The sequence below is a fragment of the Bradyrhizobium sp. Leaf396 genome, from assembly GCF_001424605.1.
GTDB classification, from domain to species: Bacteria; Pseudomonadota; Alphaproteobacteria; order Rhizobiales; family Xanthobacteraceae; genus Bradyrhizobium; species Bradyrhizobium japonicum_C.
In genome coordinates this window covers 35,673-51,506 of sequence record NZ_LMQJ01000036.1, presented here as the reverse complement: position 1 = coordinate 51,506, position 15,834 = coordinate 35,673, and the positions used below count along the sequence as shown (strand labels likewise).

Here is a 15,834-nt window from a genome sequence, read left to right as displayed (position 1 = left end):
CTTGCGCGCGACAATCATCGCGACAATCATCACCTCGCCGCGACACCGACTCGCCATCCTGATTGTCGCGCGCTTCCCACCCAGATTGTCGCGCTATATACTAATCGGAATCAAGCCCGCAAATACCGCATAAACCCTTGAACAGTTCGCGCTCCGGCCAGCCACGGCCGGCACCGTGGTAAGGCACCTGTTAGGCGCTACAAGCCAGGTAAAACGACTCGGCCCTTCTGACGTCAACATTCTTCAGACTCACCCTGAATAGCAGCCCTCTGCAGGTAAGATTGGTTCGCCATGCCGGCCAACGAGATCAGATTCGCGGTAGCCGATAGGCAGGACAGTTTGCTGGCGATAGTCATCGCCTATCGCTCAATAGGCACCGGGGCTCACAAGTCGCTGGCAGCTTATCACCACTGCAATCTACAACTAAGAATCGTCTCAATCTTGTGTACAACCGATGCACCTTTTTTCTTTCATATGGATGGTGCGGTAGTCATGGAGCGTCCCGGGCTGCTGAGGGGAGGACGGCCCCTTGGCTTGAATTTGGATCAACTTCAACAGGCAATCACAGCGGCAGATTACGGCAGCTTTCGGCAAGCCGCCGAAGTACTGTCAATCAAGCAATCGACCATTAGTCGTTCAATTCAGCTGCTCGAACACAGCTTTGGAGTCCATATATTTGAGCGATCAAGTGGGGGAGTGCGTGCGACCCCGGCCGGCCGTCACTTCTTGAGCGTAGCGCGCTCGATAGTCGAGCAGCTGGATGCGCTTGCTGCTACTATGAGGGCAAGTGGCCGTGGCGAAGCTGGCCGACTTGCAGTTGGCTTCTGTACATCTCTCGCCGCGGGCAATTTGAGAGCATCGCTGCTGGACCTTCTTCAGAGATTTCCTCAAATCGAACTCTCTACCGTGGAACGACGGCGCGCCCATCTGATGGCGGCGCTTCGTAATGGTGCGCTGGACGTTCTGATCTTGACGGGAGGGACATCATCTCAAAAAACCAGCAGAATGCCGCTTTGGAATGAGCGGGTGTTGGTCGTCTTGCCTGCGGAACATCCTCTGGCGCAGCGAAAAGTCATTTATTGGACGGACTTACGAGACGAGACGGTTATCTTGAGTCACTACGATCCGGGAAGTGAAATTGAAGATCTGTTGGTTTCAAAGCTTGTATCGCCCGATGATCGACCGAAGATTGAACGTCACGATATCAGTCGTGGCATTGTAAAGAGCCTGGTCACAATGAAGGTCGGCATCAGCCTTGTTCTGGAATCGGACGCAGGTGCCACTCTTTCCGGTCTCGTATATCGAGAACTACGGGACGGCAGTGGACCGAGCGTGTTGAACTATTCAGCCTATTGGCAAAAGGATAACGAAAATTCGGTCCTAGAAACCTTCCTGAAGCTACTCTCTGAGCGCTACCCATCACCTTGCTCGGGAAATTGACGCGCTCGGCGGGCCTTTGCAAAAGCTCGATCGGTCGCCATGAACCGAGCCAGCATCGGCGCAATCAACTTGGCAGGATCGCTTATGGTCTGTCCGGTTTGGCGGGCCAGAACCTCAGCGTAGGTTACCAGATCGCGATGTATGTTCGTCGGCAGTTCGAACGTGAGCTTGACCGGCTTAGCATCCTCGAATGCTCCTAGCTTAAGCTTCGCCATCGACCTTATCCCTTGTAAGTCTCAAGCACCAGGTCCCGATTGACGAGCACTCTCACGGGAAATCCCGGACGGATCGTCAAAGTTGGCTGGATGTTGAGATTGCGACGAACGACCTGTTGGCCGGTCTGGTTTAGAGAATCACCTGCCCCACGACGCAGCGCTTGAAGGATGGCGCCGTTGGTGCTGCTAATGTCCGGCCCAGAATTCGCCTCGGTGCCCACGGCGAGCAGGGTTGAAAGCGCAGCTGCTCCGAGCATCTCTTTCCAATGATTATCGATCTCATCCTGAAGACCGGAATATCCCAAGGCATCCACGCCGGGTTGGCGCTCCAAAACGATCGAACGCCCGTTCGGCATGATGAGCCGTGTCCAAACCAGGAGGACTCGTGACTGTCCGAACGCAATCTGGCAATCGTAGATCCCAATCAACCGCGCGCCCTGCGGGATAAGACGAGCCCGCCCTGTCGGGGTATCGTAGACATTCTCAGTTACCTGAGCCGTGATCAGACCGGGCAGATCGGAACGAATCCCAGTAATCAGAGCGGCGGGAATGATAGTGCCGGCTTGAACAACAAAGGGGGAGGCCTGCTTCATCAGACGGTCAGGGCTAGTGGTGCGTCGATCGACCGATGCATTGACGAACGCGAGTTTACGATCCTGACCGTTTTGGGCAAATGCGTCGTCAGTTGAAGTGGCTCCCGTTGGCGGCGCTTCGGCTGACGGCGCTTGACTAGGCGATGGTCGGGTAACGGTAGTAGCAAACACTTTGCTGGTACGAGCAGCTTCGCTTTCCTGGATGGCTCGTTGCTGCTCGGCATCCACTGCAAGCGGGCCAGCTTGAGTCTGTGCCGCGACAATCGGACGGCCAAGATCACCTGGTAAAGGCGGCCCTAGTCGTGGCACGTCCGGGGGAATTGAGCCGTAGTCCTTGGGTAGGCTTGCAAGCTTATCCGCCACATTGTGGTGATCGGTCGAGTAGAGTTCGTCCGAGACGGAACCCCGCTCGCGTGTTTGCAGCGCCAGAAAAACAGCAGCGGACATGAGGATCAGCGCCAAAGCAGTGCCCCCGATCAGCGCTTTGCGCGAGAGCCGTGCGACCTGCTGGCGCTCCGGCCGCAACCGAAAAGAACTCGCCATCTCTGCCTCGGGCCCCGGCCGAACGCCGTTCGTGGGCCCCTGTTCGGTGTTGCTCATCAATTTCTCCCGTCGGTTCTGACGATGCGGACCTTCTGCTGGTCTTCGCCCCCCAGCCGCAGTTCGGCTGCTGCGAACAATCGGTCGACAATCAGGACGTTGCCGAACGCCCGGTAATTGACGAGTCCCGTCTTCCCGTCGGAGTTGATGACAAACAGTGGGGGCATCTCGCCTTGCCCGATACCAGGCGAGAATTCGATGTAGACCTTGCGGCCGTCGTCAAAAGCGCTGACGGGGCGCCATGGAGGATTATCGCCCTCAAAGGCGTATCGATAGCGCCGATGGGCAGCGTCCGGAATGAAGGGTTTTGGCGGAAGCGCACGACCGCGAGCGGCCCGGTCTTCAGGATAGAACCAGGAGACCGATGGCATGTATGATTTTTCACGCGAGCGCAGTTCGATCAGGTACGTCCGCCGATCTGTGTTGAGAACGAGGTTGGTTTCGATGGCGGCTCGTGTCGGCTTGACCATGATATGGACCCGCCGTGTATCGCCACTGCCGCTCTCGGTATCGCCAACGACCCAGCGTACGGTGTCCCCTGCGGCCACGGGTCCTGAGCCGATCAACTGCTCACCCGGCTCCAACGCGATATCGGTGATCTGTCCTGGCGCCGCATAGACTTGATAAAGCGCGCCAGGACTATACGGAAACACCTGCACGGCGTTGAAATATCCGGCCTTCCGAGGTTGAATGCGGGCCGCATCGTTGGCGCTTTCGATCCGATCAACGGGTGCTTCAGCTTCCTTCTCCTTGCCACCGCGCGCCGGCGTCCAAACGGGTGGGACGTGAAGGGGGCGCGGTCGGTCGTCCGTGAGCTGCGGCTGATCTGGCAGCGTCGGGATTTCGTCGTCATAACTGATCTGCGGAGGTTTGAATGTTGTGCATCCCGCGAGGGCATATGCGCAGATCAGGAGAACCGGAAACCCCTTCCCCATTTTCATTCGCAGTGAAGGTTGGTCTGTCGACGTCACTGTCAAAACTCCTTGGACCAGTTGATAGCGTTGACGTAGATGCCAAGGGGGTTTTTGCGCAGCCGATCGATGTCGCGCGGCGGTTCTACGACAACGCTGACGATGGCACTCCACCGCTCGGTGGCGGCAAGCTGACCATTCTCGTAGCGGCGTTCGATCCAGGCGATGCGGAAGCTCTCAGGCGAAGCCCTGATAACGCTGGATAGTTCGACGGCGACCTGGATCTTCCCGACTTTTGTGAACGGGTCGCTGTTGCGGGCGTAGTCGTTCAGCGCGGCGGCGCCGCGATCGGTCGTGAAATCGTACGCTCGAAGCCAATCTTCACGTAGCACGATCGCGTCCATGGGGAGGGCGCGGACATGCTCGATGAAGCGGGCGAGATGGAAGGCGATTTGAGGGTCGGTCGCCTTATATGTCGAGGTTGCCGGCGCGACCATCTTTGCTTCGCCGAGGCGGTCGACTTCAACAACCCACGGCGTAATTGATCCCTGTGCCGACTGCCAGACGAGAGCAGCTGCAAAGCCAGCAGAGAGGAACAGACAACCAAACGCCATCAGGCGCCAATTCCCGGCCTGGACACGCGCCGAGCCGATCCGATCATCCCAAACCTGCGCGGCTTTTTGGTAAGGCGTAACCGGCTGAGGTGTGCGGCCATAGTGAACGGCGGATCGTTTGAACATGCTTGACCTCGACATACGAGAAATCGGACGTGGGCGGTGTTTGCTGCGTTTGAAGAGTTCTGAGAGGTGCGCCGATGGCGCTGATCTCAGCGCTCTGTATCCCTGAGATCGACGGAGGCCCCACCACCGCCGTGGTCCCCAGACCGCAGCGCCTGCGTCGTCGCGGAGACACCATGACTGACCGCCTGTCCACGCATGCGGCGAACCCAGGCGGGTGCGCCTCCAGATGACGCATCCGCGCCGCCGGCTTCATCGCCCGCGGCATTTGATCTGCCAAAGCGGGCGGCCAGCGATCGCAGGGGACTCGCTGCCGAAGTGGCGCCCGCCTCCCCGGTTTGCGCGCCCGTCCGAAAGGCGGATGCCGCGCCGCCTATGAGCGCGCTGCCTCCCCTCGCCGCGCCTCCAACCATGCTGCCGGTGAGAGCAGCCCCGCCTGCTGCGAGTGCTGCTCCGGCGGCAACCACACCACCTGCGGCCATCGTGGTTCCGACGGCCGCACCGGCCCCAAGTTGAGGACCGCCAGATACAATGCCGTTGGCAATTCCCGGCCCGAAGATACCGAGGCCAAGCAACGAGAGAGCCGCGAGCACCAGTGCCATCGCATTTTCGATAGTCGGCTGGTTGCCGCCAAACCCTGAGGTGAACTGGGAGAACAGCGTCGATCCGATGCCAACAATTACCGCCAGCACCAGGACCTTGACACCCGACGAGATCACATTTCCCAAGACCCGTTCGGCTGCGAAGGCCGTCTTCCCAAACAGGCCAAAGGGAATCAGCACGAAGCCGGCCAGGGTAGTCAACTTGAACTCGATCAAGGTAATAAAGAGCTGGATGGCGAGGATGAAGAACGTCAGCAGCACGACAATCCAGGCAAACAGCAGCACCACGATCTGTACAAAATTCTCGAAGAAGCTGACGTAGCCCATCAGTCTTGAAATCGATTCCAGGATCGGCCGTCCGGCCTCCAGGCCGACCTGAGCGATCCGTCCAGGCCTGAGGAACTCTGCCGATGACAAGCCGGTGCCAGAAGCCTTTAATCCTAAGCCGGCAAAGCTCTCGAAGACGATGCGTGCAAGGGTATTCCAGTTACCGATAAGGAAGGCGAAGACGCCGACGAACATCGTCTTCTTCACGAGGCGAGCGATGATGTCCTCATCGGAGCCCCAGACCCAGAACAGGCCCGCCAGCGTGATGTCGATGGCTGCAAGCGTGGACGCGAGATACCCGACCTCATTTCCCACCAGGCCAAAGCCGGAGTCGATATAGCGGGTGAACGTTTCCAGAAACTGGTCGATGATGCCTGTACCACCCATCTATCGCTCCGTCGGCTGAGGTGCCGGAAACAAACCGGGCGGCAAACGGCTCTGATCCTTGACGGACGCAGGCGGTGTGGCGTCTGGATCGGGCCGGGCGGGATTGCGCGGAGTGTCGATGTTCTGCCTTATGAAGTGGCGGCGCTGTTCCGCCCAAACCTTTCGGCATTCGGCAAGTCTGTCTTTTTGCTCGTATCCAACTGAACGACATCGCTCGAGCTCGGCTGTCTGGGGATCGCCTTCTCGGACGACCGAAGAGGCAGGCTGAGGCTGATTGTCGTCGTCACGCAGGTGGATGGTGCAAGCAGCAGCGAGCACGACGACAAAGATTGTCACGCCGAGAGACAGCGCCTTGAACGCCCTGAAATCGCTCATTGGTGAAACATCTGCACGCTTGTGGGTTGGTAACCTCGGCTCTGCGTCAGGAAACGCCGGAGTTGCTCCCTGCCTTGGTCCTGAGCAGCCGTTCGCTGAGCAGATTCCAGGTTTTGGGCGCGTCCTTGAGCGGCGACTGTTGCCGTGAGATCGGCCAGTTGTTGTGCCTGAAGCGCGAGAAGCTGATTGCCGGCCTGGCTCGCTTGCAGCGCTCCAGTTGCCCCTTGGCTCGCACCAACCAGCGCCGCCATCTGGGCGCGATTGGTGTCGAGGTTACCTACCACCGTCGCCTGGACCCGCATGGCGTCTTGAAAGCTCGCAACGGAGTTTTGCCAACGCACCTGCGCGTTCGCAATCAGCGCCTGGTCCGTAGCGTCGGGGGATGCCGGCGCATACGTGGCAGAAAACGCGCGATCGATTTGCTGGATGTCGAAAGAGATGCGCTGGGCTTGGGCGAGCAATTGCTGGGTACGCTGGATCGACAGCTCCAACTGCTGCAGCGACGAGTATGGCAAGCTCGCGAGATTCCTGGTCTGATTGACCAGCATCTGCGCCTGATTTTGCAGCGATGCGATCTGGTTGTTGATCTGCTGCAAAGCTCGAGCGGCGGTCAGAACGTTCTGGGCATAGTTGTTGGGATCAAACACAACCAACTGCGTGAAGGCCGGATTGGGACCGACGAGCACGGCAAGTGCGACCACGCCAGCGGCAGCGAAACGACGGAAGCGGTTCATTTAGAAGCCTCCAGTTCAGCGAGGTGTGGGATGAGATCGGTCGCCCAAGCGACGTCGCGGGCCTTCAGCCATCCACTCACGAAGCTCTCGCGGCTATGTTCAGCCAATACTCGATCGATCAGAGATTGGTCGGCCTTGGAGGAAGCGGCGGTGAAGGCAAGCGCGACCTCGCCAAGTCCGAGTTCGAACAGGCGATTGCCCCGGCGTGACTGGCAGTAATAGTCTCGCTTGGGAATCGCCCGCGCCAGGATTTCGATTTGCCGGTCATTGAGCCCAAATCGCCGGTAGATCGTCATGATCTGCGGCTCGATAGCGCGATCGTTGGGCAGCAGGATCCGGGTCGGGCAACTCTCGATGATAGCAGGCGCGATTGCTGACCCATCGATATCTACAAGCGATTGGGTCGCAAACACGACCGACGCATTCTTCTTGCGAAGCGTCTTCAGCCATTCACGGAGCTTGCCGGCAAAGTCCGCATCATCAAGCGCGAGCCAACCCTCGTCGATGATGAGCAGCGTTGGGCGCCCGTCGAAACGGCTCTCGATGCGGTGGAACAGATAAGCCAGGACGGCCGGCGCGACGGCAGTTCCGATCAATCCGTCGGTCTCAAAAACCTGGACCGATGAGCTACCGAGGTGCTCATTCTCGGCATCGAGCAAGCGGTCATAGGGACCGCCAAGGCAATAGGGCTGGAGCGCTCGCTTCAGGATATTCGATTGGAGGAGGACCGAGAGACCTGTGAGGGTCCGCTCCTGACGAGGAGCCGATGCCAACGAGGTCAGCGCAGTCCAGACATGATCCTTGGTCTCTGGGGTGACGTCGATCTTTTCTCGCGACAGGATCGAGGCGACCCATTCTGCCGCCCATCCACGCTCCGCGACCTCATCGATCCCCGCAAGTGGCTGCAGGGACACAAATTCATCCGTCTCTCCCGCGACCGCACCGCCGAGGTCATGCCAGTCCCCGTCCATGGCCAATGCCGCCGCGCGCATCGACCGGCCGAAATCGAAGGCAAAGACCTGTGCGTCTGGATAGCGGCGGAACTGCAGGGCCATCAACGCCAGGAGTACCGACTTGCCCGCCCCGGTCGGGCCAACAACGAGGGTATGCCCTACATCGCCAAGGTGGAGCGAGAACCGAAACGGCGTGGACCCTTCCGTCTTGGCAAAGAACAGCGGGGGTGCCTTGAGGTGATGGTCCCTCACCTCGCCCGCCCAAACCGCCGACAAGGGGATCATATGGGCGAGGTTGAATGTCGAGATCGGCGGCTGGCGGACGTTGGCGTAAACGTGGCCCGGCAGGCTGCCGAGCCAGGCCTCGACCGCATTCACAGTCTCGATCATGCAGGTGAAATCACGCCCCTGGATGACCTTTTCCACTAGGCGCAGCTTTTCGTCGGCAGCTCGGGGATCTCCGTCCCAGACCGTGACAGTCGCCGTAACAAAGGCTTCCCCGATTTGATCGGTGCCTAGTTCCTGCAGGGCCGCATCGGCATCGATCGCCTTGTTGTGGGCGTCGGTATCAAGAAGGGCCGATGCCTCGTTGGTCATCACCTCCTTCAGGATCGCAGCGATCGACTTGCGTTTGGCAAACCATTGGCGCCGGATTTTTGTCGCGAGCTTCACGGCGTCGTTCCGGTCGAGCATGAGCGCCCGCGTCGACCAGCGATAAGAAAATGCCAGACGGTTCAGGTCATCAAGAATCCCAGGCACGGTCGCGGTCGGAAATCCGACGACTGTCAGCACCCGCAGATGGGCCGCTCCCAGCATCGGCTCAAGACCGCCCGTCAGCGGTTGATCGGCAAGCAGCGCGTCGAGATACATGGGTATTTCGGGGACACGAACCCGATGGCGCCTGGTCGAGATCGTTGAGTGCAGATAGGTCAACGTTTCCTGATCATCGAGCCAGCCACATTCCGGCATGAAGCTTTCAATGAGTTGCAGGACACGGTTGGTCCGATCGACAAAACCGGCCAGCGCCTCCCGCGCGTCTGCACCGAAGGTCCGGTTGCTGCCCTCGTAAAGCAGCCGCTCGGCCAGGGCCGCTCCTTCGGCAGGCGGCAGATAAACCAAAGTCAGGTAGTAGCTGGACTCGTAATGGGCGCTGGCCTCCTCGAACTGCGCCCTGCGCTCGGCGTCGACCAGGGCGGACGCCACATCCGGGAACGTGTTCGGAGGGTAGGCTCCCGCGGCATGCCGTTGTCCCTCGACAAACAGAGCCCAGCCGGATCCGAGGCGACGCAGGGCATTGTTCAGGCGCCCGGCGACGGCGACGAGTTCGGCCGGCACAGCGCTGTCGAGATCCGGTCCTCGAAACTTCGCCGTCCGCTGAAAGGAGCCGTCCTTGTTCAGGACAATGCCCTCGTCGACAAGAGCAGCCCACGGCAGGAAGTCCGCCAGGCGCACATTCGAGGAACGGTATTCGGCAAGATTCATCATGGAAGGACTCACGTGGAGAGGTGACCAGGGATACGGATGTGCCGGCGCGTGACCTCGACGAACTCCGGATCGCGTTTCGCAGCCCAAACGGCGGCCATATGACCGATGAACCAGAGCAGAAGACCGGCAAGCCAAAGCCGCAGACCGAGACCGAGTGCGGCTGCCAAGGTGCCGTTTAGAATGGCAACGGCCCGCGGTGCGCCACCCATCAGGATCGGCTCGGTCAAGGCGCGATGCACGGGGGCAACAAACCCTGGGATCTGCTCATCCATCAGATCACCACGCCGCCGCCGAACGAGAAGAACGACAGAAAGAAGCTCGATGCGGCGAACGCAATCGACAGACCAAACACGATCTGGACCAGCCGACGAAAACCGCCCGACGTGTCACCGAAAGCCAGGGACAGCCCGGTCACGATGATGATGATAACGGCGACGATCTTGGCGACCGGGCCTTCGACCGACTGCAGGATCTGATTGAGCGGTTGCTCCCACGGCATATTCGAGCCTGCGGACCAGGCCGGCGAAGCGAACAGGCAGAAGGCCGCAATTGATGCGGTCGTAACGGCCCTTCGGCCGAGAGGCGATCGGCAGTTCATCACTGGTCTCCTGATGCTGAGAGGCTGTAGTCGCCCGACGTCCCGAGCCCGGCGACGTGAGCAAGTTCGGAAACGCGGCGATCAGCGCCACGGCCAGCAAGAACGGCTATGACGTTCACGGTCTCGGCGATCAGGGCGCGCGGTACCGTAACCACCGCCTCCTGGATGAGCTGTTCGAGCCGGCGTAAGGCTCCGAGCGCGCTGCCTGCGTGGATGGTACCGATTCCCCCGGGATGCCCGGTACCCCAGGCCTTGAGCAGGTCGAGAGCTTCGGCCCCGCGGACCTCGCCGATTGGAATACGATCGGGACGCAAGCGAAGGGATGAACGCACGAGATCCGAAAGCGACACCACGCCGTCCCTGGTGCGCAAAGCGACAAGGTTTGGCGCCTTGCACTGGAGCTCTCTTGTGTCTTCGATGAGAACGATGCGATCGGAAGTCTTGGCGACTTCCGCGAGCAGCGCGTTCGTGAGCGTCGTTTTGCCGGTTGATGTTCCGCCGGCAACCAGGATGTTCTTGCGTGAACTAACGGCTTGCCGCAGCGCTATAGCCTGTTCTGACGTCATGATCCCTGCCAAGACGTAGTCATCAAGCGTAAAGATAGCGACGGCCGGTTTGCGGATCGCGAACGCTGGAGCCGCAACAACTGGCGGCAACAAACCTTCAAAACGTTCGCCAGTTTCAGGTAGCTCGGCCGATACACGGGGTGCACCCGCATGCACTTCACCACCCACGTGGTGAGCGACCAGCCGAATGACGCGCTCCCCGTCTGGCGCTGACAGGATCTCACCGGTGTCCGTCAGACCGCTCGACAAACGGTCGATCCACAATCGGCCGTCAGGGTTTAGCATCACCTCGACGACTGAAGGATCTTCCAGAAAGCGCGAGATCGCGGGGCCAAGTGCAGTGCGCAGCATGCGCGCGCCGCGAGATATTGCCTCCGATTGAATGGAATGGATTGTCACCACCGTCCCCACAAATGAAGTCGCCTGAACGACCTCAGTGGGATCAATTAGAAAAGGCAGTAAACCTCTTCGCGCAACAAGCGGGATGTTTGGTTCGCGGCCTGGCGTAGAAAAAGAAAAAGTGGGGAATGTCGAAATCCCAACGTAGCACCGATCGCCGCAAAAGACGGCTTGGAAACCAGGCTCAGGCCGGCCAGTCTACCATTCCGCCGCCTCACGCGCCTCGAGGATAGATCCCTCGACGGGCACCATGACAAATTCCGCTTGGCTGTCTCGCTCTGCAAACGGCCGCGTAAGCGACGCGTAAAGGTGCCTGCTCAACGTTCGGAGCCAAGGCACAGCGAACCAGAGCAATGCGGCTGCCTGAAAGGCTGCACTGAGACCAAACGCAAACTGATACGCCATTACCGGATAATGACCGTCTTGAGGTGCCCATTGTCCGACAACAAGCCCGATCCCGTACTGAACCGCGAACGCCGAACCAAAATGTGCAAGGTTCAACGCCCCATTTGCTCGCGCGGCAAGGCCTTGCGGAAAATAATCGGCGATCATCGCATAGCTGAGAACTGTTGCCGCTCCCATAACTGACACGGCACACCAGGGCAGTAGCGATGGCATTGGCACCCGGAGAATAAGTGCAAGTTCGGCCGCAATGAACACCCCTGCCATGCCAGCTATCAGGATTTCGGTTGTTGTGCCGCGTCTGCGTAGACGATCCGCCATCACGCCCAGCAGCAACGCTCCGAAACTGATTGCGAGAGCCATGATGAACAGCTGCGTCATGAGACTATGCCGATCAAGCCCTTCCACATCCGTAAGCCAGGGCGCAGCCCACAGAGATTGCAGGGCCCATGACGAGCCGATGCAGGCTGCCGACAGTGGCGCAAGTCTCAGGAATCTCGCGTCGGAATACACAGACCACAAAGTAAGCCGGGAGGTCGTCGACGCTGCTTCATTGCTGGAGCTTTCCGGTACGCCAAAGTAAGTGAAGGCAGCTACGGCGATCGTTGCAAAAGTCAGGACTTCGAAAAGACCTCGCCAACCGATCCAATCCAATACCCAATCGGTCGGTGCCGTTGCGGTGACGGCTCCAAGCGACCCCAGCATGATCATGCAGCCGTTGACGAGGGCGATACGCTCCCTGGGAAACCAGATGACCACGGCCTTGAGCCCTGCCATCAATGAGGCTGCAACCCCAAGTCCTATCATGGCGCGCGCAACCAGAAGCTCCGAAAATCCCGTTGCGGTCCCGAACAGGGTCGCGCCGCCGGCCGCCATCACCAGCAACACGCCCTGGACACGACGCGGTCCATACCTATCGAGAAGGACGCCAATGGGAATTTGGACACCTGCGAAGACGAGGAAATAGACCGATGCGAGCAGCCCGGTCTTTGCGGCATCAAGTCCAAATTCGGATGCCAGCGCTGGAGAGATGGAGGCGTTGATGGTTCGGAAGAGGAAGGAAAGATAATAGCCAGCGGCAAATGGGAGGAAGGCGGCCAGGATCAGGCGCCACCACTTCCGGCTCAGGTGATCATCGACGTGTTGACATTCATCCGCGTCCGGTTCGGTGCTTGTCGCCGCTCGTATTGCGTCTTCGTATCCAGCTTGATCATGCCGGCCAGCAGAAGGCGTTCGGGAGGTGACGAAAGTTGGAATTGCTGCCGCCCTCCTGGGCGGCAGCGGATGATTCCTGCTTTATATTTGCATCGCCTCGCAAACCGGCGCCGTTTGGGGTGTCTGTCGGCTTGAGGTCGACTGTCTCATCCTGATCGAGTATCGATTTCAAGCCGTTAAATCGTGTCGCATTGAGGCGATCGATCGTCTCCTGGATAAGCGAACGGTCCTGCTGAACCCGCTGATCGACTTGCTCGGCCAGGACCTTGAAGCGCTCATCACCGAGCTGGCAGGCTTCTCGCTGTTGCTGTTGCGACAGCGGCGGCATCACGGCGAGGTGATATCGCGCATGCAGCGCGACCGTCTCAGCGATTGTCCGTAAATTGCGCTCCAGAGAATCGAATCGGGCGTGTATGTCGTCAAAACCGTCATGCACCGCATTTTCTGGAGGGCGCGGATTCAGAAATTGTGCAAGCGCAGCCTCCACGATCATGCTCTTGCCCACGCCCGGACGTTCAGTCGCAGCTTCGAGTTGCTCGTGAATCTTCTCGGTGATCCGGACGGTTACCTTGCGGGTTGCCGCGGAATTCCGTTTGTGAGGTGGCGATTTTGCCACCGCGGCCTGGCTGGCCTCCAACTCGGGTTCGCCGCGGAGCTGCATTTTCGCTCTTCTCCGTACTCTGAGCGCACCGATCAAGGCCGCAACGATTGCGGTGCGACGGATTTTGCCAAGGGGTGATTGAGTCTGATGGAGGCAACAGAAGAGCAGCATCGTTGGCGCTGCAACCGTCGACGATAGCGATCGTACCTTGGCGTAGCGAAAGAAGGGATCGGCGGGCTGATTAGCTCGCGCCGGCGCCGGCGTCGTCGTTGCCACGCACGGCGTTCTCCCCGTCGTGCGATTCGATACTCACCTCCTTCAGCATGGTCGACCCGCTGGATAGCCTCCGCCCGAGAGCTTCGACAAAACGATCATAGCGCTCCGCGCCCTTGGCGCGCGCTGCTGGGCTCGATTGCTCCGGCAGCGCTGGCGTTGACGTTAGCCAGAAGCGGATGAACAGCGCGATCGTCTCCAGCGTGACGGTATCGTTTCGTTCGAGCCGTTCGAGCACGCGCACGATCCGGTCTAGCCGCTTGGCGATCGCGGCCTCCCTTCGGTCGGATTCGTCGGGCGAAAGGAAGGAGGCGATGGCAGCCTCGGCGACCAGCGACTTGGGCTTGCTGTGACGCTTTGCGAAGGCCTCCAGGCCAGCGAGCGTCTCTGGATCGAGGTAGATGCTGAGCTGGACTTTTTTCATGCTCACTAGCCTAGAGATCCATCGGATCGTCGGGGTCGATGGTGACGGAACGTGCGATGCCCTGCATCGAACGGCTCAGAGCCCTCGCCTGCACGGCATCGGCGTCACCATCATCCGGCGCGGCATCGAACTCGTTCTCAGCCAGCGGTACCCCAATGACGACATCCTCGTGTTGCGGCAGTTCGGGCTCACGGCGAATGCCACCGTTAGGATCACGGGACCTCCGCGTCACCTTCGCGAGGAGTTCGGCAGAGGGCGGGATTTGCGGACGGCCTGACCAATCGTCTGCCTGCGCGACCAGGGCGACCGGATTGGCGCGGGATGGATTCAAGACCCGGCGCTTTAGCTGCGTATCCTCATAGTATCGGACCTTGCTGGCGCGCACGGGGTGCACCCCCGAGACCATTACAATCGCCTCGTTAGGTGAGAGCTGCATGACTTCCCCCGGTGTAAGCAGCGGCCGCGATGTTTCCTGGCGGCTGACCATGAGGTGCCCAAGCCAAGGGCTTAAGCGATGCCCGGCATAGTTCTTCATCGCGCGCATCTCGGTCGCGGTTCCAAGGGCGTCCGACACGCGTTTGGCGGTGCGCTCATCGTTGGTCGAAAAAGCGACCCGGATGTGGCAGTTGTCGAGGATAGCGTGGTTCGGCCCGTAGGCGCGTTCGAGCTGGTTCAGGCTCTGGGTGATCAGAAAGCTGCGAATGCCATAGCCTGCCATGAAGGCAAGCTGGCTCTCAAAAAAATCCAACCGTCCGAGCGCTGCAAACTCGTCGAGCATCAGAAGCAGCTTCTGTCGTCGCCGATCGGTGTCCAGGCTCTCGGTCAATCGCCGTCCGATCTGATTAAGCACAAGCCGCATCAGGGGTTTTGTGCGGGCGATGTCGGATGGCGGGACGACAAGAAAGAGCGAGATGGGCCGGGGTCCGTCAACGAGATCGCGGATGCGCCAGTCGCTCCGTCCCGTGACCTTGGCGACGACGGGATCGCGATAGAGCCCCAGGAAACTCATCGTGGTTGACAAAACACCTGAGCGTTCATTCTCGCTCTTGTTGAGGAGCTCGCGCGATGCCGAAGCCACCACGGGATGAACGCGCTCTCCGAGGTGCGGCGTCGCCAACATCGCATTCAGCGTCGTCTCGATCGGGCGTGACGGGTCAGACAGGAAGTTGGCGACGCCGGCGAGCGTCTTGTCGGCTTCAGCGTAAAGGACATGCAAAATCGCGCCAACCAGCAAAGAATGGCTGGTCTTCTCCCAATGATTGCGGCGCTCGAGCGCGCCTTCGGGATCGACGAGGATGTCTGCGATATTTTGGGCGTCCCGTACCTCACAGTCGCCTTTGCGGATCTCGAGGAGAGGGTTATAGGCCGCGCTTGCCTGGTTGGTGGGGTCGAACAGAAGCACGGGCCCAAAGCGCGCGCGCCAGCCCGAGGTGAGCTGGAAATTCTCGCCCTTGATGTCGTGAACGATGGTGGAGTTCGGCCAAGTAAGAAGAGTCGGAATGACCAAGCCGACGCCCTTACCCGAACGGGTAGGAGCAAAGCAAAGGACATGCTCAGGGCCGTCGTGCCGGAGATATCGGCCATCAAAGCGGCCGAGCACGACGCCGTCGGTCCCCAGAAGGCCCGCCCGCCTGACCTCACGTGCGTCGGCCCAGCGCGCCGAGCCGTATGTGGTCACCTGCTGAGCTTCCTTTGCCCGCCAGACCGACAGCATGATCGCGATGCCGATAGCGGCGAACCCGCCGCTTGCGGCGATGCAGGCCCCCTCGATGAATATTTTTGGCGCGTAGGCGTCGAACTGGAACCACCAGATGAAGAAAGCAAGCGGCTGATAGATCGGCCAGCGCCCGACCATGAACCAGGCAGGTCCGAGCTGCGGTTGGTAGGCGAGACGCCAGGCCGTCCACTCGGTCGCCGTCCAAACAAAGGCGAGCACGACGATCGAGACAAGGAACAGCTGCCCCCAGAGTATCTTGGTCGCGGACATAGGCCCAGAA

The 15,834-nt window shown here is 59.9% G+C and carries 16 protein-coding genes; 1 reads left to right on the top strand and 15 read right to left on the bottom strand.

Annotated features, from left to right (window positions below):
• Window positions 1-291: 291 nt before the first annotated feature.
• The gene (locus tag ASG57_RS37135) at window positions 292-1,440 is read left to right on the top strand and encodes a LysR family transcriptional regulator (RefSeq protein WP_349510070.1); all 1,149 of its coding nucleotides are present in this window, start codon (window positions 292-294) and stop codon (window positions 1,438-1,440) included.
• On the opposite strand, the gene ASG57_RS26885 is transcribed toward ASG57_RS37135, so the two are convergent.
• From ASG57_RS26885 to ASG57_RS26815, 15 genes are all read right to left on the bottom strand, one after another.
• Complete coding sequence (locus tag ASG57_RS26885; protein ID WP_057198315.1) at window positions 1,413-1,655, bottom strand: DUF2274 domain-containing protein; 243 nt, start codon at window positions 1,653-1,655, stop codon at window positions 1,413-1,415. The two genes, ASG57_RS37135 and ASG57_RS26885, sit on opposite strands and share 28 nt — an antisense overlap.
• Before the next feature lie 5 nt (window positions 1,656-1,660).
• Window positions 1,661-2,848 (bottom strand): TraB/TrbI/VirB10 family type IV secretion system protein, encoded by a 1,188-nt coding sequence (locus tag ASG57_RS26880; RefSeq protein ID WP_057198313.1) that lies wholly within the window; start codon window positions 2,846-2,848, stop codon window positions 1,661-1,663.
• Window positions 2,848-3,789: a P-type conjugative transfer protein TrbG gene (gene trbG, locus ASG57_RS26875; RefSeq protein WP_057198311.1), complete on the bottom strand. Its 942-nt coding sequence runs from the start codon at window positions 3,787-3,789 to the stop codon at window positions 2,848-2,850. The genes ASG57_RS26880 and trbG overlap by 1 nt, the downstream gene beginning before the upstream one ends.
• Window positions 3,790-3,821: 32 nt before the next feature.
• The gene (gene trbF / locus ASG57_RS26870; RefSeq protein WP_057198309.1) at window positions 3,822-4,499 is read right to left on the bottom strand and encodes a conjugal transfer protein TrbF; all 678 of its coding nucleotides are present in this window, start codon (window positions 4,497-4,499) and stop codon (window positions 3,822-3,824) included.
• Between the two features lie 86 nt (window positions 4,500-4,585).
• A complete protein-coding gene (gene trbL / locus ASG57_RS26865; RefSeq protein ID WP_057198307.1) occupies window positions 4,586-5,812 on the bottom strand; it encodes a P-type conjugative transfer protein TrbL in 1,227 nt (408 codons plus the stop codon).
• Complete coding sequence (gene trbK-alt, locus ASG57_RS26860; RefSeq protein WP_057198304.1) at window positions 5,813-6,187, bottom strand: putative entry exclusion protein TrbK-alt; 375 nt, start codon at window positions 6,185-6,187, stop codon at window positions 5,813-5,815.
• A complete protein-coding gene (trbJ, locus tag ASG57_RS26855; RefSeq protein ID WP_057198302.1) occupies window positions 6,184-6,921 on the bottom strand; it encodes a P-type conjugative transfer protein TrbJ in 738 nt (245 codons plus the stop codon). The genes trbK-alt and trbJ overlap by 4 nt, the downstream gene beginning before the upstream one ends.
• Entirely contained in the window at window positions 6,918-9,359 is a 2,442-nt protein-coding gene (gene trbE, locus ASG57_RS26850; protein WP_057198300.1) for a conjugal transfer protein TrbE, read from the bottom strand. Before trbE ends, trbJ begins: the two co-directional genes overlap by 4 nt.
• Before the next feature lie 8 nt (window positions 9,360-9,367).
• Window positions 9,368-9,631 (bottom strand): VirB3 family type IV secretion system protein, encoded by a 264-nt coding sequence (locus tag ASG57_RS26845; protein ID WP_021075729.1) that lies wholly within the window; start codon window positions 9,629-9,631, stop codon window positions 9,368-9,370.
• Window positions 9,631-9,957, bottom strand: coding sequence for a TrbC/VirB2 family type IV secretion system protein (locus ASG57_RS26840; protein WP_021075728.1), 327 nt, complete (start codon window positions 9,955-9,957; stop codon window positions 9,631-9,633). Before ASG57_RS26840 ends, ASG57_RS26845 begins: the two co-directional genes overlap by 1 nt.
• A complete protein-coding gene (gene trbB, locus ASG57_RS26835; protein ID WP_057198298.1) occupies window positions 9,957-10,874 on the bottom strand; it encodes a P-type conjugative transfer ATPase TrbB in 918 nt (305 codons plus the stop codon). The genes ASG57_RS26840 and trbB overlap by 1 nt, the downstream gene beginning before the upstream one ends.
• Before the next feature lie 246 nt (window positions 10,875-11,120).
• Window positions 11,121-12,425 carry an MFS transporter gene (locus tag ASG57_RS26830; protein WP_283806208.1) on the bottom strand — a complete coding sequence of 435 codons (1,305 nt, stop codon included), beginning with the start codon at window positions 12,423-12,425 and terminating at the stop codon, window positions 11,121-11,123.
• 109 nt (window positions 12,426-12,534) lie between these two features.
• A complete protein-coding gene (locus ASG57_RS26825; protein WP_057198294.1) occupies window positions 12,535-13,200 on the bottom strand; it encodes a hypothetical protein in 666 nt (221 codons plus the stop codon).
• A gap of 181 nt (window positions 13,201-13,381) precedes the next feature.
• Window positions 13,382-13,837: a YlcI/YnfO family protein gene (locus ASG57_RS26820; RefSeq protein WP_057198292.1), complete on the bottom strand. Its 456-nt coding sequence runs from the start codon at window positions 13,835-13,837 to the stop codon at window positions 13,382-13,384.
• Window positions 13,838-13,847: 10 nt separating this feature from the next.
• Window positions 13,848-15,824, bottom strand: a complete 1,977-nt coding sequence (locus tag ASG57_RS26815) for a conjugal transfer protein TraG (protein WP_082529050.1) — start codon at window positions 15,822-15,824, stop codon at window positions 13,848-13,850.
• Window positions 15,825-15,834: the final 10 nt, after the last annotated feature.